This is a genomic window from Saccharopolyspora sp. CA-218241 (assembly GCF_050954615.1).
Taxonomy (GTDB): domain Bacteria; phylum Actinomycetota; class Actinomycetes; order Mycobacteriales; family Pseudonocardiaceae; genus Saccharopolyspora; species Saccharopolyspora cebuensis.
The window spans coordinates 5130616-5152766 of sequence record NZ_CP191860.1 but is presented as its reverse complement, the minus strand read 5'-3'; the positions used below and the strand labels follow the sequence as shown (position 1 = coordinate 5152766).

Genomic DNA, 22151 nt, shown 5'->3' with positions numbered 1-22151 from the left:
AGGTGCAGGGGGAGGTCGAGCGGGCGCTGCGGCAGCTCAAGAGGTTCGGCGATTTCCTGCCCAACTGGCGGGACACCAAGCTCAAGGCGCGCAACAACGGCAAGCACTACTCCGACGCCCAGGAGCAGTTCGCCAACCTGCGCAAGATCGACGCCGAGCTGTCCCCCGCGGCGTTGCGCACCAAGCTGGGGAGCCTGCTGGGCCGCGGGGTGTCGGTGAACCTCAAGCGGCGCGGGTTCTTCACCAGCGATTACGTCAACGTCAACGTCAAGGTCCGACTCGGCGAACCCGAGCACCTCGGCAAGGCCGACGAGCGCACCGTGCGCTCGATCGCCGCCAGCTCGCCGAAGTGGGAGAACAGCACCACCCAGGAGCACGGCTGGTCCGCCGGTGCCGAGGTGATGCTGCGGGGGCCCGTGGACGCCGACCCGGCCCGGACGACCTTCATCCCGTCGGCCGGGCTGAAGTACAGCGACTCCACGGCGTACAAGTCGTCCGCCAACCCCACGACCAGCCACCAATCGGTGCTGGTCGCCGGCCCGAACTCGCAGTTGTTCCGGTATCCGGTGGAGTTCGACGTCGAGATCACCCGCTACAGCCGCAGCCGGTCCTGGGTCAAGCGGCTCACTCCCGGATCGCCGTTCCGGGTGGTGCCGGAACCGGCGGTCGTCGCCCGCACCGCCACCCCGGAGCGACCGGCCGAACCCGGCGTCGTCGGCATCCCGGAGATCACGGGCCCGGCGTCGATGTGGGTCCCGGACGGGTCGACCTCGAAGAACGACCTCTCCGCATTCACCCCGGGAACACCGTCGATACGGGAACTCGACGACTCCGACCCGAGGACGATCCGGGACCTGCTCGGCCGCAAGGACCGCCCGAAGGCGCCGAACTTCCTGCACGTCGAGGCGGTCGCGAACACCGATGTGCTGCACCGGGAGGGCACCCGGCAGCTCGCCGAGGCCGGGGACGGCGACGGGGTGCTCGGCCTGCCGGGCAGCGACTCGGGCGGCATCCTGGACCGGTTCTTCAGCCCGGAGTTCATCGAGTCCGAGTTCCGCCAGCTCCTCGACCACGGGGTGCAGGAGGACGCCCTCGTCCACAGCCGCCGGGTGTACGACCGCACGGGCGCCCTCGGGATGGACGTCACGCTGACGAACCCGCGGCTGGTCTCCGTCGCCGAGGACTTCAGCACCGACAACAACGGCGCGGGCGGGTACAAGGCCGCCGAAAGCAAGACGCGCAAGCGCGGCTGGGACCTCAACGTCGGCCTGAACGTCTCCGCCAAGCCGCTGACCGATCCGGCCGACGGGCCGAGCGGGAGGGGCGTCGGCGGGGTCGCGGGCAAGCCGTGGAGCCGGTCGAAGTCCAAGACCCGGGGCAGCGAGGTCTCGGGGAGCCTGGAGCGCAACCGGGGCACGCCGCCGGATGCGCGCACGGCGCTGGTGCAGATGGACGCCGACGTGACGCTGCTGGTCGAGAGCCGCAAGCGGAACCTGGTGCACAACACCGAGCCGCAGGCCAAGGGTTCGGTCGTGACGTTGCCCGGCTGGGTGTTCCTGCGCGTCACCGAGCAGGAGGCGCGCGATCTCGGTGTGCTCGGCGAGCAGACCGCGGTCCCGCAGGCCAGGACCGAGCGGATGGCCCCGCCGGCCATGATCCGCCCGCACGGGCCCAGCTCGCTGGGCATGAGCGTGGTCGAGGACGTCCCCGACCTGACCCCGCTGATCGAGGAGATGCGCGAGCGGCTCGGCCCGGAGGGCAAGAAGCTGCTGCCGGATTCGGTGCTCGACGACTCGATGCGCAACCTGCGGCAGTTGGGCAACCTCACCTCGCGGCGCAACGTGGCCGCGCTGGTCGACAGCGTGGTGGACGACAGCATCCCGCTGCTGGTGCACCGGCCCAAGGTGTTCGGCCGGGACAGCTACCAGGTGCTGCTCGGCGCCAAGCTCGGTGAGCCGGAGTACCTCGACGTCGTCAACGACGGGGTCAAGCTCGACCACAACCTCACCCGGGGCACCAAGGCCACGGATTCCGAAGCCAAGGCCCGGAAGTGGGACGTGGCGCTGCGCACGTCCGGCGGCGTCGCTCCGCAGACCAACAACCCGAACCTCTCGACCACGGCGGGCACCGGGCTGGCCGCCGAGGCATCGGTGGGCCAGAACCGCACCGCGACCCGGTCGCACTCGGAGACCGAACAGCAGACCTACGCGCGCAACGGCGGCGGTCCGGCGGCCCGCTACCGCATCCCCATCCGGTTCGAGTTGACCGTGCTGCGCGACGGCGAGCCGCCGGTGACGGTCACCCTGGACGATCACCTGCAGACGCGGCTGCTCGCCGACAACCTGACGGTCGCCTCGGACGACGCTCCGGCCCGCACCGGTGACCACCGGCCGCGGCAGATCGTGCGCGGACCGGACGACGCCACCCCGGAAGCGCTCCGGGAGTGGCAACGGGAGAACCCGGTCCTGCCGTCCAACGCCGCCCCGGAGGGGTTGCACGGTGCGGGGGCGCTGCGCAGGGCCGGGCTGGAGGCACTGCGGCGGGCCGGGGCGAAGAAGGGCCTGCTCATCGACGGCGCCGCCGCTGCGCACACGATGCGCACCACGGCGAGCACCGAACTGGTGCAGGCGCACCTGCCCGGGATGCTCTCCGGGCCGCTGTCGGTGCCGAAGCTGCACGAGGCCGTGCTGGGCAAGAAGCAGCACGCCGACGTCGAGATCTACGCCCGGTTGCGCAACCCCCGGCTGGTCGGTCTCAGCGACGAGGTGACGATCGGCGGCTCCCGCAACGACTCCGAGTCCAACACCGTCGACTTCAAGACCGAGGACGTCGGGAGCGCCACGGTGGCTCCGGGCGCCGGCCGGGCGCGGTGGACCGAACCGGGTGGCCTGCTGCGCCCCGGCGGTGTGGAGTTCAAGCGCTCGGCCGAGGAGAGCGAGGCCATCGCCGAACGCCCGGGTGGCGGGCAGAAGAGCAACGTCAAGCAGCAGGGTCGCAGCGGGCTGATCGAGTACGACGTGGAGTACCGGGCGGTGGCCCGGATCGGTGATTCCGTCGGCGTGGTCGATCTCTCCGTCCCGGCGTCGACGAACCTGCGGGCCCGCGGGTCCGACCTGGCCGGGTTGCTCGGGCGGGGCCTGCCCCAGGAGCTCTCCGACGCCCAGGACGAGGTCAAGGCCAAGGCGAAGGCGTGGCGCACTGCCGAAGTCGCCGTCGACAAGGCCCGGCACGAGTCCGTCGACAAGCTGAACGAGATCGCGCCCCGCCGCACCGCTGCCGAGCAGTCGCTGGCCGGCCACCGCGACGACCTCGCCGCGGCCCAGCAGCGGGTCCGGGACGCCGAGCGGAACGTCGAGCGCAGCGGCGCCCGCGAGGCGGAGGTGCGGGAGGAGCTCGCCACCACCTCGACGCGGGTCGACGCGGCCGTGAACCGCCTGTGGCGGGCCGGCGTTGAACGCTCCGCCGCCGAGGGCGCGCTGGGGGAAGCCCGGGCAGCGCAGGAGGCGCTCGACGCGCAGCACCGGGCGGCGGCCGAGCAGCGGGAAGCGGCCGAGGATGGGGAAGCAGCCGAGCAGGGGGAAGCGGCTCAGCGGCAGGCGGCGGCCGAGCAGCGGGAAGCGGCCGAGCGGCGCGAAGCGGCTGAGCAGGCGGCGGCGGCTGAGCGGCGAGCGGTGGTGGCTGAGCGGCGGCTGGCCGAGGCGAGGGCCGAGTACGATGGCGCCGCCCTCGAACGGGAGCAGGCGGGCGAGGCGGCCGAGCGGGCCCGGAACGGGTTGGCGGACGCGACCGAGGCATCGCGCTCCGCTCAGCAGGGACTGGACGCGGCCGGGGCCGACCGCGAGCTGACCGGTGCCGAGGTCCGAGCCGCCGAGCGGGCCGCGAACGAGGTGGGCGAGGAGATCGCCGCCGTGGAGCGCGTCCTGGACCAGGCGCGCGTCAAGGCCCACGATGCCCAGACCGCGTGGTGGCGGGCGAAGTCCGAACTGGACCGGCAGTTGGCCGCGTTCCGCGCCGCGGGTCAGCGGCCGACCGAGGCCGCCCCCGAGGACCGGACGACCGAGCGTTCCGACGACACCGCGGACGGTGTCGAGCCGGGCCCGGTTCGCCGGAGCGCCTCGGAGACCGAGGGCGAGGTCGGGACGGTCGCGGGTCCGGTGCGGGTGGTGTCGGCGAGGAACCCGGAGGTGCGGTCGGAGTTCACGCGTGGGGTGTTGGCGCGGTGGAAGGAGGTCAACGGCAACCAGTACGACCGGGATGTGCCGGGTAGGCGGCGGGCTTGTGGCCCGAGGGCGGTGGCGTTGGCGAACGCGTTCCGGCGGCCCGGTGAGCAGGTGGCCGCTGCGCCGCTGAGCGGTGCGGTGCACCGGGATGACGTCGAGCGGGGCCTGAACGGGGCGAGGTTCGAGCGGGTGCCGGGTGTTGGTGCGGCGGTCGATCGGATGGCGCCCGAGTCCGGTCCGGATCTGGGCTTGGTGTACCGGGACCACGGGGATGGCACGGGCCACTTCTTCGTCGCGGTGCGTGGTCGGGATGACAGCGGTGGCGTTGAGGTCGTATTCGTCGATCCGCTGAACGGGGAACCGGAGTCGGTCGAGGTCGCGGCCCTGGAGACGTGGTTCGTTCCGCTGGGCCTCGGCGATTCGTCGATGCTCACCCCGGTGTTCTCCCCGGTGGGCACGACGGGCATCCCGGACGGTTTCGAGCCGGGCACGCCGTTGGGCATGGGCGGCGAGTCCGCGCCCAACCCGGTGATCGAGCGCTGGGACAACGAGAGCGACTCCGATGCGCCGGTGATGATCCGCGGCTACGTGCCGGGGCACGGTCACGTGCAGTTCAAGGCGAGCGACGTGGCGCCGATGCTGCTGCCCGACGCCCAAGGCCACGACGTCGTCCTCACCTTCTCGTCCGGGCAGGACGCCGAGATCGATCGGGAGTGGGCGCGCGCACCGCTGCGGGGGCGCTACACCTGGCGGACGGTGCCAGGTGAGAGCGGTGTCTTCGATCCGCTCCACGCCCGGTTCCGCGAGCAGGCGGGACTGGGAGCGCGGGTCGACGCCCCGGACGCGGAGTACTTCGACGAGAACCCGCTCGGGCCGATCGACGTCGCCACCCACGGTGTCCCCGGCGGCGACGTCGGGGTCACGCTGCGCCGCGGAACCCTGCTCTCCAACGGCGTGCGACTGGACAAGGCCACCGAGGCCGAGGTGCCCGCCCCGCAGTTCAGCGACGTGGTCGACCGGTCGGCAGCTTTCCGCCAGCTCTACCGGAGCAGGGCCGATGCACCGATCCGCTTCATCGTGTGCCAGCCGGACGGCGACATCACGGGCGCCTGGTTGCTCATGGAGGGCATGTACGCGAAGGACTACCCCAACCGGCTCTCGATCACGGGCGACACCGTCTGGATCGCTGGCGATGTCCCGACCGCGAGCGGCACCATCCAGCACGGCGACCTGTCCGTGGCCAACAACGGCGGATGGGGGTCCTTCACGCCGGATGCCGACGGCAACCCCGTCGAGGACGCCGAGGTGTACGGGCGGACCATCTATTCCGACGACGAGGTGGAACGCCTCGCCGACCTGTACCTCGGAGACAGCTTCACGAACTACGTCGCGAGCCAGACGACCCAGCAGGGCGGGTCCCTGCCGGCTGGTGCGCACGCCACGTCCGGCCAGGCTCCGCCGCCGATCGGGTCGTCCGGCGCGGACCGGCCCCTGCGGGGTGCGCGTGAAGACCCGCGTACCGGCGGGCAGGACCGCACCGGCGACGAGGTCCGCACGGGTGATGGGCGGCGTCCGTCGGGTCGTGGTGGTGCGGCTGGACCGGGCCGGGGGCGTCCCACTGCGCCGCTCCGGGGCCGGGATGAATCCCGATACGAGGGCGAGTTCGACCGCCGGTCCGTGCGACCCGGGATGCTGCGCGACGCGGACGGCCGCGAGGCCGGCATGACCCTGGAAACCTCCCCGTACTGGGCGAACAAGACCCGGGACTGGATGAGCCGTGGCGGGGGCCGCATTCGCGTGGTGCGCCTGATGCCGGGTGAATTGCCGAGCGAGGCGATGGCCCGTCCGGGCAGCGAGGTGGATGCACCTTTCGAGAACCCGGTCGTCTTGGCGATCGAAACGAAGGAGAGCAATTTCCTGCTCCCGGTCGACGGCGACCGCGGCGCCACCACCATGCAGGTGAGCGGCACCACCGTCGCGGATTACCTGGCCGGGGAGGAGGCGTTCGAAAGGCTGGTTGCCGCCGCGGAGCGCGGTGGGCGGCGGGCGTCCCTGCTGTTGACGCAGGCGTGTTACGACGGCGGGAAGGGTGTCGCGGCCCTGACGTGGCGGCTGGCGCAGCTCGGGTACGACCTTGATGTGTTCGTCAGCGAGCAGCCGACGGTGCTGCTGGACGGCGATCGTCTTGCGGTGGCCAACAACGGCGGCTTGGTGCATTACCGGAACCGCGAGTACGCGAGCAACTCGATATTCCAGGGTTTCCGTGGCTCCGGGCGCGTCCGGAATGTGATCGAGCGGACCGTGGTCGAAGCCACCCGGTACTCCTCGGAAAGAGTAGCGGCAATCTTGTCGGCTGCCCGCGCGCAAGCCGCCGGCGGGATTGTGGTCGTATCCCAGGAGACCTTCGCCGATGATGCAGCGGGCAGGTCGCGGTTCGTGCGCGATCACTTGCCGCAGTCGCGGTTGGTGAATCGGGACAACTACCTGAGGAATGTCCCGGGGCACGATACGAATTGTGTGCCGGCGGCTATGCACGGGCTGAACGCGCAGGAATTCCCGGAGCGCGCGGAGGCCGGTGAGTTCCGGGCAGGTCCGAGCGGTACGATGACGATTCCCGAGGCGAACCGCGTCGAAGGGGTGACCTTCCGGCGGCAGTATAGTGGTTACTACGGCGTCGAGAGTTTCCTGGCGGGTCAACCTGATGGTGCCCGTGGTCTGGTGACCCACTTCTTCGCGGATAAGGCCCTTGGGCACACCTTCGCCGTGCACAAGATTTCCAATTGGGTCGTGTATTCGGATTCGCAGGTCGGGGATTTGGCGGCACTGGGGAAGCCGTCGGCGGTGTGGTTCGCTCCGGTGCAGAGGGGCCGCGTGCTGACGCCGGTGTACACCCCGGTGGGCCCCACCAGCTCGGTCGCGGGTTCCGCGGCGGGCGCGATCGGTGATTCGCGTGGTGGGGAGAACCCGAAACCCGCGGACCACGATCCGGCGCGGCAGCCGTCCCAGGACGGCGCTCCCCGGCCGCCGCGCGAGGACGGCACCGAAAGTTCCGGCACCGGGCGGCAGCCGCTGGATTCGGCGGAGGACGACGTCGTGCCGGGGCGGGGATCGGTGGAGTCGTCTCGGCCGGAGTCGGCGGACGCTGGTCCGCAGGGCGACGATTCCGCTCGGGGCCGGGCGGAGGGCACCAGTGGGTCGAGGGTCATCTCGTGGGAAACCTTCGCAGGTGATCCTGCTGGTCGGAAGCGGTTCGTGCGGAGGCACTTCGCCCCGGCGCTTCCCGTGAACCGGGACAACTTCGAAAGAAATGTCCCCGGGCACCGGACCAATTGTGGTCCGGCGCAGATCCAAACGTTGAATGCGATGAACTTCCCGGCGCGCGCCAGGAGAGGTGAATTCCAGGCCAGGCCGAGTGGGCCGGTGAATTCGCTTTTCCTTGCCGATATCGCGAGGGTGAAGTACGACGAGAATGTCCGGAGTTACGCGGACATCGGGAATTACATCCTGAGTCGGCCCAGCCCCTCCCGTGGGTTGGTGTTCCAGGAACGAGCCGATGTCGGCCACTTCATCACGGTGCACAACCTGGATGGCTGGGTTGTGTACTTCGACGGCCAGGCGGGCGATTTGGCGAAGGTGGAAACGCCTGTACGGGGGGTGCGATTCGCGCCTGCGCCTGCTGACCGGGTGATGTCGCCGACGTATATGCCGCTGGGCGACGTCGGTTCGAATGCCTCCGGCGGAGCACAGCAGGGTCGTGGCCACCGACGTTCCAAGCCCGCGTACCGCGGTGAGGACGAGAACGGCGACCCGGTCCAGTTCCGGGGTCGCGACGTGCGGACCGAGACGTTGCGCACCGCAGACGGCCGCGCGCTCGGGTTGATCCTCCAAACCGACGTGGAGAAGGCGCGGCGGGTCGAGGACTGGGCGGAGGGCATCCGGGACCGCATTCGCATCGTGCGGACCGCACCGGGGCAGACTCCGCGCGCAGCGGCGGCCCGGCCGGGCAGCGAGGTGGAGGCTCCCTTCACCGACCCCTTCGTGGTGGCGATCGGATCGGACGACGGCGAGTTCGTGCTCCCGGTCGAGCGGCGGGACGGGACCGCCGACGTGTGGACGAGCGGTGCCACCCTCGCGGAACGCCTGGTCAAGGAAGGCAAGTTCCGGCGGTACCTGGACGCCGCGAAGGAGGCGGGGCGCAGGCCCGAGCTGTTCCTGGTGACCTCGGCCCAGGAAGACGATCGGGCGATCGCCGACCTCACGCGGCGCCTGTCGCAGCTCGGCCACGACGTCGACGTGTACCTCGGCTACCACCCGTCGGCCCTGCTGTCCGGTGGGCGCTTCGCGGTGGCCGACAACCAGGGCCTCGTGCGCTTCCGGGCCCGAAAGCGGGTCGAGACCATCAAGGCCAGAGCCCTGTTCTTCTCGGTGCGGGGCCAGAAGGTCCGGCACGTGGTGGAGAAGACGACGTTCAGCTCGACCCGGTACAACGCCGAGGAGCTGGCGGAGATCGAGCGCGAGCGGGCGTTGGACGACAGCACCGGCGCCGGTACCCGCCCGGCCCGCGCGCGGGCGCCCCAGCACGAGTCGAGCGAGGAGACCGAGGACGTCGAGGTCGGCGCGGACTTCGAGGTGGACTCGGAGGCCGGGTCGGAGTCCGCGTCGGAGTCGGAAGCTGAGTCCGAGTCCGAGTCCGAATCGGAGGCGGAGCCCGAGCCGGTGCGACCGGAGTCCTCGCGGACACGGCCGACTCCGGCGCCGGAGCCCGGCGTGCGGAAGCCTGCGGCTCAGCCCGAGCCCGCGAAGCCCCAGGAACGGCCGGTGCGCCCGGAGGCGGAAAGCGGCGCGCGTCCGTCGGACGAGCTCTACGCCGCGTTGGGCGTGGAGGTCGGCGCTGAGCTGCGGTTCCTGGACAAGGCGCTGAGCAACCTCCAGCTCAAGTACGGAGCAGCCAGCCCGGGAACGGCGGAAGCCGGGCGGCTGCGGGCGGCCCGGCATGCGTACGACGTGCTGACGAATCCGGAGGCGCGGGCGGAGTACGACAGGCCCCTCGACCCGCCGGACCCGCGGCCGGAGGCGTCCCGGCGGTCGAAGACGGCGTATCCGTCGGCGCGGGGTGAGAGGTTTGATCCGCATGCTGGGGTGGCGTCGGATTCGCAGCCGGAGGTGAAGCCGGAGGCGCCGCAGTCGCAGCAGCCGGACCCGCAGCCGGAGCCGTCACGGAGGCCGAAGTTCGAGTATCCGGCGGCGCGGGCGGAGAAGTTCGATCCGCGTGGTGAGGAGGACTCCGGTGCGCAGCCGGGGGCTTCGAAACCGGAGCCCAAGCCGTCGCCGCAGTCGCAGTCGACGTCGGAGCAGGGGCCGGGGCCGTCGCGGCGGCCGAAGACGGAGTATCCGTCGGCGCGGGGTGAGAGGTTCGATCCGCGTGCTGGGGCGGCGTCGGATTCGCAGCCGGGGGCCGAGTCGGAGGGGCCGAAGCCCAAGCCGAAGCCGTCGCCGCAGTCGCAGTCGACGTCGGAGCAGGGGCCGGGGCCGTCGCGGCGGGCGAGGACGGAGTATCCGTCGGCGCGGGGTGAGAGGTTTGATCCGCGTGCTGGGGTGGCGTCGGATTCGCAGCCGGGGGCCAGGTCGGAGGGGCCGAAACCGGAGCCCAAGCCGTCGCCGCAGTCGCAGTCGACGTCGGAGCAGGGGCCGGAGGCGTCGCGGCGGTCGAAGACGGAGTATCCGTCGGCGCGGGGTGAGAGGTTCGATCCGCGTGCTGGGGCGGCGTCGGCTCCGAAGTCGGAGGCCCAGGCGGAGTCGGAGTCGGGGCGGAGGCCGAGGACTGAGTATCCGTCGGCGCGTGGCGAAAGGCTGGATCCCCGCGCTGGGGCGGCTTCGGGTTCGCAGCAGTCGGGGGTGACGCCGGAGGGGGCGAAGCCGGAGGCGCCGTCGCAGGCGGCACCGCAGCCGGAGCCGGAGCGGAGGCCGAGGACTGAGTACCCGTCGGCCCGGGGTGAGAGGTTCGATCCGCGTTCTGGTCCGCAGCCGGAGTTCGGAGAGCCGGAGCCGACTGCTTCGTCGCAGCAGGAGTCGAAGGCCGCTCCGACGTCGACGCCGGAGCAGGAGCCGGCTTCGGAGCCGAGGCCGAAGTTCGGGTACCCGAAGGCGCAGGGCGAGAAGTACGACCCGAAACCTGGTGCACAGCCGAAGCCCGAGGAGTCCCGGTCGACCTCCGGGACGTCGCGGGAACCGGAGTCGGGGTCGAGGCCGGAGTCCGAGCGTCCGAAGCAGGAGAGGTACGACCCGCGCCCCGGACCGCAGCCGCAGCCGGGGACGACCGGTGCGGGATCGGCGCAGCGTCCCGAGCCCGGACCGGCGCACCCGGGACCGTCGTCCGACGCGAAGCCGGACGGTGCGAAGGTGCCCGGGCCGCAGCAGGAGTCCGGGTCGGGTGGTGCGCGGCCGGAGGCGTCGCCGAACGATGCGGGGACTGCCGGGAAGCAGCCGCTGGAGTCGCTCCCGGATGGCAACGAGAGCCCCTACGAGGTGCTCGGGGTCGGGCGCGATGCGACGAAGGCCGAGATCATCAAGGCGTACCGGAAACTCGCGCTTCGGCACCACCCGGACAAGCATCCCGGGGACGACAACGCCATCGCCCAGCAGAACACCGCCAGCCTCAACAGCGCCCGCGACCTGCTGGTGGATCCGGAGAAGCGCGCGAAGTACGACGAGCGGCAGGCGGCGAAGGAGGCGTTCGCCTCCGCGTTCAGCACCGAACAGGAGCAGGACGCCACCGGCCAGCGGTACGCGACCCGGACCCCCCGGCGGGAGCCCGAGGCGGAGCCCACTCGGGAGCACCGGCGTCCGCGTCCGGGCGGTGCCACCGGCCGGCCGGGGCCTTCCGGCGCGCGTCCGCGTCGGCGCGACACCGCCGGGGAGCCGGGGCCTACTCGGGAGCACCGGCGTCCGCCTCGGCGCGACACCACCGGCCGGCCCGGGTCGTCCGGCAGGTACCCGGATTGGCGCGACACCGGGGGCGGTGCGCGGCCGGGCCCCGGCGGGCAACCGCAGTTCTCCCCGGAGCAGGCCGGGTGGGTGCCGGGCCGGAGGCTGGCCGCGTTCGACGGCGTGACCTTCTGGGAGCCGCTGTGGTTCAACCCGGCGGCGCCCCGGCAGCGGGCGGTCTACAGCCAGGCCCGCTTCGACCCGCGCGGCAGGACGGTGATCGGCACCAGCTTCGTGCGGGGCAGCGAGCTCGCGGACATCTACACGAGCACGGGCATGCCGGTGATGGACCGCCTGGTCCGGACGACCTCGGTGGAGCGGCTGGCGGATGCGCTGATGTGGAACCGCCCCGGCGGCACCCTGCGTCCCCCCTGGACCGGTTATGCCGGCGTTCTCGCCGACATGATGGGCACGCCGGACGGCTACCGCTTCGAGCTCCCCGCCGAAGGGGTGTACATCCCGGGGCGGGACTTCAACCCCTTCCGGCCCGACGAGCAGGTCTTCACCGACGAGGGGGGCGTCGTGCTCGCGCACTCCCGGCACTTCCGGGAGGCCTACGCGCGCAGGGGCTCGGATTCGATGTTCGTGATGGCCTGCGACCTGACCATCAACCAGCACGACCTCCGGATGATGCAGACGCTGCGCGCCGCCCGGTACAACCTCGCCACCCACTTCCCGGACGGCCGCCTGGACCTGCGCATCACCACGGACGGGCGCCACGTGGAGCTCGGCGTCGCGTACAACCGCGGCCTCGTCACCTACCCGGCGGCCCCGGACACCGACCCGTGGAGCACGCGGGCGTTCGTGCGGGCGGAATCCCGGTACTCCGCCGGCGAGATCGACGACATCGCCTTCACCGAGTACGGGTTCATCCCGCCCAACTACGCACCGGTGACCGAGCACCGCGGTCCGGACGACGGGACCGACCAGCCCGCCGGTGAGCGGGCCGCCCAGGACAAGCGGGTCCGGTTCGAGGCCCGGACCGCCCTGCTGGAGTTCGAGCCGGGCCGCGCGACCCGCGACGGCGGCTCCGAGCGGGCGGGGGACCTCGCCGCCGAGCCCGGGGCCGGGCCGGTGCGGGGACGGCCGGTGGCGGCTCCGCGCTCGTCGGACGTCCTGGACGCCGATCCCGACAGCGCTCGCCGGACGGCGCTCGACGAAGCCCAGGCGCTGCGGGCGGAGCTCGTCGGTGCGGAGCAGGCCGCGGCGGAGCGCACGGCGGCCGAGGACCTCCGCAGGGAACAGCGGAAGGCGGCGCGCCGAGCCGCCCGGGACCGGGATGCCACGTCGGTCGAGCAGGACCCGGCCGTCCGCAGCAGCCGGGGCGAACCGTCCCCGGTGGCGGCGCGCAACGCGGACCGGATGGCGCACCTGCCGGGCCCGGTGGCCGCGGGTGCGCACCCGATCCGCACCGTCGGGCACCGGGTGCGCGGCGCGGCCAAGCAGGGGACGCGTGCGCTGACCAACTCCTCGACCGAGCTCGCGGCGGCGCTGGCGACCTGGACCAGCGCGCCCGCCGACCGGCGCGGCGTTCCGATCAAGCCCGGCATGGCCGGTGCGCTGCTGATCGGCGACGTGGTGGTGCCGCGCTCCAGCATGCGGCGCCGCCCCGGCGGATCCGCCAGGCCCGACCTGCACCCCGCCGTCAAGCGCGCCCTGGAATCCGTGCCGGGCAAGGGGTCGGGCGTCGGGCACGGCAAGTGCGCCGAGGTGGCGGCTGTCTCGGACTACCTGGACCAGGCCGACCCGGGCCGGACCTGGTCGGTGGAGCAGGCGCGGACGCACCTGGAGCGCGCCGGGGCGGCCATGACCGCGCACAACCTCAGCGGCACCCAGCGGTCGGCGTGCGGGAGCTGCCGCCACATGGCGGGCGAACTCGGCATCACCGAGCTGTCCCTGCCCCGCCGGGCTCCGGTGGTGGTGTCGGCGGAGACCTTCGCGGGCAATCCGGAGGCCGAACGGGAATTCCTGGGCGACGACCGCTACGCCGACGCCATGTCGGTGAATTCGCCCGCGTACCAGGAGAACCGGCCCGGCCACCGCACCAACTGCCCCGCCAGCACCGTGCAGGCGGCCAACGCGCTGCGGTTCCGCGACCGGGCGCGCCGGGGCGAATTCCGGGCCCCGGCGAGCGGTCCGCTGCCCTTGGAGCGGGTCGAGGAGTGGACGGGCGTGCCGTTCAGCCCGCTGCCGCACGGCGACGACGCGATCGAGCGGTACCTGGGCGACGCCCCCGCCGGGACGACCGGGCTGCTGTACCGGGAGTTCGGCGACCAGCCCGGGCACCTCTACCTCGTGGACAAGCCTCTCGACGAGCGGATCGTGCTCCTCGACCCGACGGCCCGCCGCCTGGCTCCGCGCCACGAGCCGAACGTCCGGGAGTGGTACGCACCGCTCGACCACCACGACGTGATCGCGATCAACGGCCTCACCGAGGTCGGGAGCTCCGGCGTCCCCGAGGGCCACGAGCCGGGGGCTCCGCTGCGGATGGCCGGGATGCCGAGGCAGGAGCCGGGGGCCCGTCCTTCGGACGCGCTGTACGGGGTGCTCGGCGTTCCGGTGGGCGCCAACCCGTTCGAGCTCGACCGGGCGCACACGAAGCTGACCCTGAAGTACGCGCGGGAGCGCGACGCCGGGGACGCCACCGCCGCCCGGCGGCTGCGCGAGCTCGACGCGGCGCACGCGACGCTGTCCGACCGCGCCGCGCGGGCGGAGTACGACGCCGAGCACTCCCGCCGGGACGCGGGGCAGTCCGCCCGGCCGGAGCCGGGGTCCGGGGCGCGCCCGTCGGACGCGCTGTACGCGGCGTTGGGCGTGGACGCCGGTGCTCCGCTGCGGGTGCTGGACCGGGCGATGACGGCTTTTCAGTTGAAGTACGGCACGGCGCCGGAGGGGTCGGCGAGCGCCGCGCGGCTGCGGGCGGCCCGGGACGCCTACGCCGTGCTGTCCGATCCCGCCGCGCGGGCGGACTACGACCGCGAGCACGCCCGCGGGGACGCGGCGGGAACCGCGCGACCGAAGCCGGAACGGCAGGGCGGCGGGGAACCCCCATCGGCGGCGCCCGGGTTGGAGCGGCTCTCGGCAGCGGACGACTACGCCGTCCTCGGGGTGGCGCGGGACGCGACCCAGGAGGAGATCAGGAAGCAGTACCGGAAGCTGTCCCTGCGCAACCACCCGGACAAGAACCGCGGCGGTGACCGCGAGACCATCGCGCTGGAGAACACGCAGCGGATCAACGTCGCCTGGGAGCACCTGGGGACCCGGACGCGCGGCGGGAGTACGACGAGCAGCTCGCGCGGCAGGAGAACCCGCGCCAGGAGTCCGAGTCCGAGTCGGAGTCGGATGCTGGTGGGTTCCGGGAGCACGCGCGTTCGGGGCAGTGGGGTCGGCGTTATGCGGCGGCTGATTCGGGGTCGGAGTCGGAGCCGGATGCGGGCGGGTTCCGCGAGCACAGGCGTCCGGGACGGGACGCCGGGCCGGAGCGCGGGTTCCGGGGGGCGCGGCCCCGCCGGCGCGCCACCCAGCCGGATCCGGGTGCCCGGTTCGGGCAGGCCCGCCCGGGTGCCCACCGCCGGGGCACCGCGGCGGACCCCGGGGGCTTCCCGGAGTACGGCACCGGCCGGGGGCCTCGCCGGGGCGGCACCGGACCGGGGACGGGATCGGCCCGACCGGGCACGGGACCGAAGTTCACGCCGGAGCAGCTCGGCATGATCTCCGGGTACGTCGACCTGGACAACGCCACGCGCAAGGTGTGGTTCCGGCCGCAGGACGTGCTCACCAGCCCGGTCTACGACGGGGCCGCCTCGGCCCCGGGCGGGAAGATGGGCGCCAGCTTCGCGCACCGCAGCTCCACGCTCTCCCAGCACTTCATCAGCCCCGGGATGCCGCGCATGGACCGGCAGGTGCGCACCCTCTCCGACGAGGACCTCGCCGATGCGCTGAGCTGGATGCGCGGGGACGGCCTCGTGCGCCCCCAGTGGTACCTGGACCAGCCGCGCAGGCAACCCCTGGTCCTGGAAGGGCACGTCAACGGGCGCCTGGCGTCGATCATCCTCCGCCCCGGGGTGCGGGCGATCGACGACGAGCGGGGCGTGCTCGACCGCGTGCTGCCGATCGGCGTGCGGGGAACGGAACTGGCCGTCGTCACCGACGCCTCCGAGCACTTCCGCGCCGCCTACGAGCGCAAGCGCAACGCGACGCTGGTGGGGCTGGCCTGCGCCATGGGCCGCTCGGAGCTGGCCTACCAGTACATGCGCGAGATGCGGCGCCGCGGCTACACCTTCGGAGCGATGTTCGCCAAGGACGCCCTGGACATCCGCATCACCCCGGACGGCAGGCACCTGGAGCTCGCGGTCGCGAACAACGCCGGCTTCCTCGCCTTCGAGCCGGCACCGGAGGACCGGCCGACCCGCCTGGAGGTCGGCCCGCCCCCCACGGGCAGGTACTCGGCCGCCGAGGAGGCCGCGCACCGGCGCAACCGCGTCGGCAGGCCGCCGTACCCGAGGCCCGGGACGGAGCGGCGCGGCCCGCTGCCGCGGGGGCGGGACCTGCTGCCCCGGGCGCGGACCGCGCTGCTGGAGTTCCACCCGACCTCGTCGCGCCGCCCGGTCGAGCCCCCGGCGGAGGAGCACGAGCTCCAGACCATCCCCGAGGAAGCCGCCGAGCCGGAGTCGGCGCTCGACCGCGCCCGGGAGGAGCGACCGCAGCTCGACGGCGGGATCGACGGCGCGGCGATCCGGGCGAAGATCAAGGAGCTCGTGTCCGACCCGGACGTGGACGAGCGGGTGGACCTCGCCTTCTCGGACGAGAACCTGGCGAAGAAGTTCCAGCAGGGCGTGGAGGGCCTGCACATCGAGGACCTCGGGGAGGGCCGCGGGCGCGGTCCGCGCGTGGTGCTGGACCTCGTGGAGCTGTCCGAGCCGAACGCCGCGCTGCCGGGCACCGGGGACGTGACGACCTCCGGATCCCGGGCGCAGGTGCTGCACGACACCTCCAGCAGCCGGGCCAAGGTGGGTACCGACTCGTTCTCCTTCCGGGTTCCCGCGGTCTTCGTGCTGGTCGGCGGCAGGGTCTCCGGCGCCGCCCACCAGCGCGACTCGGGCGCGCGGTCGAAGGCCCAGCGCACCAGCAAGGTCGAGATCACCGAGACCGGTGTGCCGGCCACCAACGCCCGCCACCAGGCCCGTTACCGGATCAGCGTGCTCCGCCCGGGGCTGCGCTCGAAGGACGCCGGTGATGACGTGCTGGTCGACCTGGGGCTGAAGTGGCCGAACCGCCGGGAGCTGGCCCTCGAGGGCGGGCCCCGGATGGGGAACCCGGAGTCGATCGAGCACGTCGAGTTCTCCGGCACCGGCGGCATCTACCGGGCGGTGCAGGACAAGCTCGGCAAGGACTTCCGCCCGAACGACGAGGCGGAGCAGGACTTCCGCACCGTGCTGGACCGGCTCGGTGACGAAGGCGAGGACCTGCTCAGCGGTCGGACGCTGCGCAAGACCTTCGACTTCGGCGGCAAGCCGGTCGACGTCCTGCTCTCCGTCGCCGAGGTCAAGCCGCGGCGCGTCACCACTTCGGCCGCCAAGGTCACCCGCACCGAGGCGGTGACGGGCGAGGTCTCCACCAGCGAGGCGATCACCTACAAGCGCGGCGGGGGCGCGGAGGTCGGCGGCGGGGACGTCAGCGGCCTGACCGGCCTCGCGATCGGCCCCCACGGCGAGCAAGCCCGAACCACCAAGCACAGCGGGTCCAGCGCCGCGAGCCACGAGCACGAGACCGCCGAGACCTACGAAGGGCCGCTCGACCGGCACCTGGCGGACCTGGTGTTCCTGGTCGACGTCGCCCGCGATGGCGTGCCGTCGGGCAGTCCGACCAAGGTCGAGGCAACGGCGGCGAGCCGACTCGAGCCGCGCACCGCCGCCCGGCACGGGTGGAGCTCCAGCGCCACCACCGATCAGGACCCCACCGATCAAGACCACGAGCAGCCGGTCGTCCCCGAGTCGGCCCGCCGCGCCCCGGACCGGGTGGACGCGACCTTCCAGCTTCCGGCGGCCACCGTGGACGCGCTCGTCGGGCCGGTGCTGCACGAGCTGGCCGTGCGGGGGCACGTGCAGCCCCGCGAGCTGCCGCGCGTCGCGCAGCGGATGCGGCGCTTCGTCCGCGAGCACGCGCGGGCGATCGCCCGCGGCGACGGCGCCCGGTTCCCGCTGAGCGCGCAGTACGGCGCCGCGCCGGACGTGTTCTTCCACGGGACCATGCACCTGGACCGGGCGACGGCCTCCGCCGACGCCCGCGGCGGCACGATCGGCGGCAAGCTCGGCTCCGCGCACGAGCGCGCCACGGCCAAGAACGAGGGCCGCCACACCAGCGCCGGGATCATGGGCATCGGCTACAGCGACATCTTCTGGCCCGCCTCCAGGGGGTGAGCCTGGATCGCGTCAAGGGCCGGGGTGACGTCGCGGTGCGCAAGCTCGGCCACGAGCAGCCCTTCGCCGGGAAGGCCGGGGTCCACCGGTACGACTACCCGACCGACTTCACCGCGCACCTCGGCGGCACCTGGTCGAACCCCGGTCCCGCCCTCACCCCGGTCACCGGCGACGTCACCGTGGCGGCGCCGAAGTCCCCGGGGACCCCGCTCGCGGAACGGCCCCGGCCCGCGGCGGGTCCCGAACCCACCTGGCAGGACGGCGAGCCGGAGCCGCACGAGCGCGACGGCGAGCTGGCCGCCGGGGCCGAGCTGGACTCGCAGCTCCCGACGCCCGGGCAGCGGCGCACCGCCGCGGACATGCTGGGCGCGGGCCCCGCGCACACGTGGCGGGAGCGGCTGAAGACGCCGTTCATCGGGCGCATCCCCCCGAAGTTCGACGAGCACCGGGGGCACTGGCTGCGGCGGAACGCGGGTCGGACGCAGGAGCCCGGCGAGCACGCGCTGAACGAGCGCAACGCCGGGCTGGGCGCGCTGGAGGTGTTCACCTCGCCCGAGGCGCGGATGGCCCGGTTCGACCGGGCGGTGCTGCACGAGGACCGCAGCGAGCTCAAGAGCCACAGCCACGGCGCCCTCCTCGGCACCCGCGAGCGGCACGGCGACCTGTCCCTGCGGACCCGGCTGGGCAACCCGACCGTCGTCGAGGTCGACGAGCAGCACTGGTTCGCCGACAAGAGCAGCGCGGAGACCGAGCGCGCGACCGACGAGGAGAAGACGTGGCGCGCCCGGTTCCGGGCCGCGCTGACCTTGTTCATCCCGGTGAACCCGTTCTTCACCTCGGGCGCCACGGTGGGCGGGGAACTCTCCTACACCCGGGGTTCCGGATCGGCCGACGCGGGCAAGGCGAAGAGCAGCGACGCGGCGGGCCACCACGAGCGCGGCTACCTGGTCCGCTACGACGCCACGCACACCCTGCGGACGTCGGTGCGGCGGCACTGGGAGGACGTCTTCCACAAGGTGCGCGGCGGCACCGCGCGGACGGCGACCAAGTCGCTCCGCCAGCCCGGTTATGCCGAGGTGTGGGTCCCGGCCGGCTCGATCGACCAGGTCGGCGAGCTCACCGAGGCCGACCTCGCGAAGCTGCGGCCGGAGGACGCCGAGCGCTACCGGGCCGCCCGCGGGACCGGCGAACCGGATGCCGAGCCGCGCGAGGTCCCGGCGGTTCGGCCGCCGGACGACGTCGGACGCGGCCGGGGCGACGTCACCGCGCACCGGCCGGAGGCGGGTCGCGAGCTGGCCGAGGGGATCTCCCGGGAGCTGGACACCTGGGCGCGGGAGCACGGGCAGGTGGTGAGCTCGCCGACGCGGGTGCTCGCCGCGGTGCAGCGGGCGATGCGACTCGCGGGGACGTCCGACCGGTCCGCGATCCAGCGCCGGTTCGACGAGCTCAACGACGGCCTGATGCGGAGCTCGGTGTGGCCCGTGCTCGGTTCCCGGCTCGCGGACCCGGCGCTGCGCGAGATCGTCTCCGGCGGACTGCCGATCCTGGTGGTCAGCGACCACCCCGTCGGCCGCCTCGAACAGCTCGTGGTGGTGAGCGGTCGCCCGTCCGGTGGCCGCTACCACGACACGATCGGGAAGCCGACGGATCCGGGCGGGGCCGAGCGTTCCTCCGGTCACGAGCTCGTCCGCAAGGCCGGTCGCCACGACACGCGGGGATTCCTGGCGTCGTTCGCCGCCAGCGGCGTCGTCTACCCGAGGGGGTCGGGCAGCCCGGCGAGCCTGATCTCCCCCGGCGGGTCGGCCACCTACAACGCGGTGCGGCGGCCGGAGCGCGTGCACGAGCACACCGCCGGGGTGCTCGCCGGCCTGAAGGGGCCCTCCCACCGGTTCGTCCACGACCTCGACGCCGAACTGTGGGTGTTCCCGCAGGCGTCCCCGGGCACCTACCGCAAGCTGATGCCGGACTGGGCTTCCGCGCTCAACGCCCCGGAGTTCAGCCGGCCGTGGACGGCGGAGTTCACCGTGCCCGACGCCCTGCGCTCGACGGTGCCGGAGGCGGAGACCATCCCGCTGGATGCGCCGGCACCCGGACCGCTCGCCGTGCACGCGCCGCTCGACCGGCGCCGGGACGCGGCGGTGTTCTCACCGAATGCGGTGGTGCACGTCGGGCGGTTCGCCGCGCCGAACCTGCACGCGGCGGCGAGGACGCTCATCCTCGGCGGCGCCGGGCGGGACCGCCCCGGGATGAAGCCCTCCGACGCCTACTCCCTGCTGACCGAGCTGCACGTCGACAAGCTGCGCAACCACCTGCGGGAGGCCTCGTCCGGAGGTCGTTCGATCGAGTTCAAGACCGGACCGCTCTCGGGGGTGACCGTCAGCGTCGACCTGGCGCAGCGCGAACTGCTGCAGGTGCTGGAGGGCTCGCTCAAGCCGAGCGAGGTCGACGAGGTGATCGCCAAGTGGGCGGCCGAACGGGGCCTGTCCGCGGCGCCCGCCCTGTCGATCGACTTCCGGGAACCCTACGTCGACGAATCGAAGATCCCGCCGTCCCAGCAGGTCGGCGAAATGGCGGCCGACCTCGGCCAAGCCGCGCGGAAGCGCTCCGCCGAGGTGTCGTCGAAGCGGACCGGCGACGGGACCGAGCACCGGACGATGTACCTGGCCGCGGTCGTTCCGAAGTGGACGCTGGAGCCGCGCTACCGCGGCGCGGACAACCCCGCGGAGTGGTCGGAACCGCTCACCACCGGCGCGGACCAGCCGATCCCGGTCCTGGTCGACCGGCAGGGCGTGCTCGACCTCGGGTTCCAGGTGCCCGGGGAGGCCGACGGCGGCCTCTCGCGGATCGAGGAGCTGCCGGAGGACGAGGAGGTCCCGTCGGACGAGGAGACGCTGCCGGAGGCAACTCCGTCGGCGTGGACGGAGGACCTCCCCGACCTGGGCGCCGATCTTCCGGACCTGGGTGCCGACCTGCCCGACCTGACCAGCGATCTGCCGGACCTGGAGGTGGATCCGCCGACCGGGGTGCCGCCGTCGTCGGAGCCGGAGCGTCCGCAGGCTCCGCCGGTGCGGGAGTCCACCCCGACGGCCCCCGGCGCGCGACCCACGCCGGAGGACCCGGCGTGGCGGTCGGCTCGGGTGCACCCGGTCTCGGCCGATGGCTACGCGCCCCGGTTCGAGGTGCGTCGGTTCTCCTCGGACGGCGCGGAATTCCTGGCGGCGTCGCTGCGGTTGGGGCTCGAGCCCGGACCCGGCGTGCGGCCGGAGCAGGTGGACGCGGCGCACCGGGCGTTGCGGGAGGCCGCCGAGCGGCGCCTCGGTGGTGCGGTGCTGCCCTCGGGCGATTTCGCCGGGGCCGGGTTCGCGCTGGACGTCGCACGCGACGACCAGGCGCCGCACACCGGGTTCACCGTGGTCGACGGCCCCGCCCGGGAGGGCGAGTGGTCGCTGGACAGCAGCGGGGACGAGCTGCTGGACCAGGTGCTCCAGCAGATGGGGGCGCCGCCGGCGGACGGGGACCTCGCGGGGCCGCGGCAGCTCGCCGGGATCGCCGCCGCGATCGAGGCCAACGTGCCGATCCACCCCGATCCGCGCCTGCGGGAGGAGCACCCCGCGCTCATCGCCGGGTACGACGTCGCGGAGTACGACGCGGCGCGGGCGATGGCGAAGGAGGTCCCGGTGGACGCCGACCTCACCCTGCCGTTCTCGGCCGCCGGGCACGGTCCCCGGGCGCGCTTTGACGTCCGCCGGTTCGAGGTTGGCGGGGAGCGCGTCGTGGAGGCGACCCTGCGGCTCGACCTCGACCCGGTGGGGCGAGCCCCGAGGAGGCCGACGAGATCTGGCGCTCGGCCGTGCACGGGCTGAACCTGGTCGTCAACGGCGAGGGTCTGCTGTTCGCCAACGGCGAGCTGGCCGGGGAACGGCTGCTGGTCCGGGCCGAGCGCACCGGTGAGGACCCGCACCGCCGGGTCGAGGCGGCCGAGCGGGGCGTCCGGGCCCAGGACGATCGCTGGCCGGTGGGCAAGTCGCCGCTGATCTACGCGCACGAGGTGTTGCACCTGCTGGGGTTGCGCGATGAGCACCTGCGGAAGCGGGAGCTGCCGGCGAACCTGCTCCAGCACATCAAGGACCGCAAGTACCCGGTGGCCAGGCACATGGCGGGCTGGGGCGCGACCGTGAAGGGCGTGCACACCGTCGGTGGCAACGTGATGGGCGCGATCGATGCCCGCGACCTGACCGTGGCGTCCCGGGTGGGGTCGCACCACCTGTCCCAGTTGGGCCGGACCATCGAAGGCGCGCTGGCTTCCCCCGCACCGCACCGCGCCACCGCCGTCCGCACCACCGGGCAGCACGCCCCGAGCCGGGGAAGACCCTCCAGGTGCGGGTGCGCGACTACCTGGCCGCCCCGGGGCCGGACAGCACGGCCATCTGGCGCGGGGTCGACGGCAGGGAGCGCCGGGGCACCGAGCAGGAGTGGGAGGACTGGATCCAGCGCGGCGAGGAACTGGCGCGGGAACTGGACGACGTGA

The 22151-nt window shown here is 73.3% G+C and carries 4 protein-coding genes (1 of these 4 running past the window's edge); all 4 read left to right on the top strand.

The window, feature by feature from the left end; genetic code table 11:
- Tightly spaced (each overlapping or abutting the next), the 4 genes in view from ACQP0T_RS24425 to ACQP0T_RS24410 form a layout consistent with a single transcriptional unit that may run on beyond the window.
- Positions 1-14915 carry the final stretch of a DnaJ domain-containing protein gene (locus tag ACQP0T_RS24425; RefSeq protein ID WP_433870156.1) on the top strand. Its footprint begins 16897 nt before the window's first position, so 14915 of the gene's 31812 nt are visible here — the last part of the coding sequence; its start codon lies beyond the left edge, outside the window; its stop codon occupies positions 14913-14915.
- Positions 14912-17623 carry a hypothetical protein gene (locus ACQP0T_RS24420; RefSeq protein ID WP_433870155.1) on the top strand — a complete coding sequence of 904 codons (2712 nt, stop codon included), beginning with the start codon at positions 14912-14914 and terminating at the stop codon, positions 17621-17623. The genes ACQP0T_RS24425 and ACQP0T_RS24420 overlap by 4 nt, the downstream gene beginning before the upstream one ends.
- Positions 17620-21486: a hypothetical protein gene (locus ACQP0T_RS24415; protein WP_433870154.1), complete on the top strand. Its 3867-nt coding sequence runs from the start codon at positions 17620-17622 to the stop codon at positions 21484-21486. The genes ACQP0T_RS24420 and ACQP0T_RS24415 overlap by 4 nt, the downstream gene beginning before the upstream one ends.
- Complete coding sequence (locus ACQP0T_RS24410; RefSeq protein WP_433870153.1) at positions 21474-22151, top strand: hypothetical protein; 678 nt, start codon at positions 21474-21476, stop codon at positions 22149-22151. Before ACQP0T_RS24415 ends, ACQP0T_RS24410 begins: the two co-directional genes overlap by 13 nt.

Excerpts from the sequence above, each read along its gene's own strand:
- ACQP0T_RS24420 (WP_433870155.1), top strand. The coding sequence starts at position 14,912 with ATGATCTCCGGGTACGTCGACCTGGACAACGCCACGCGCAAGGTGTGG.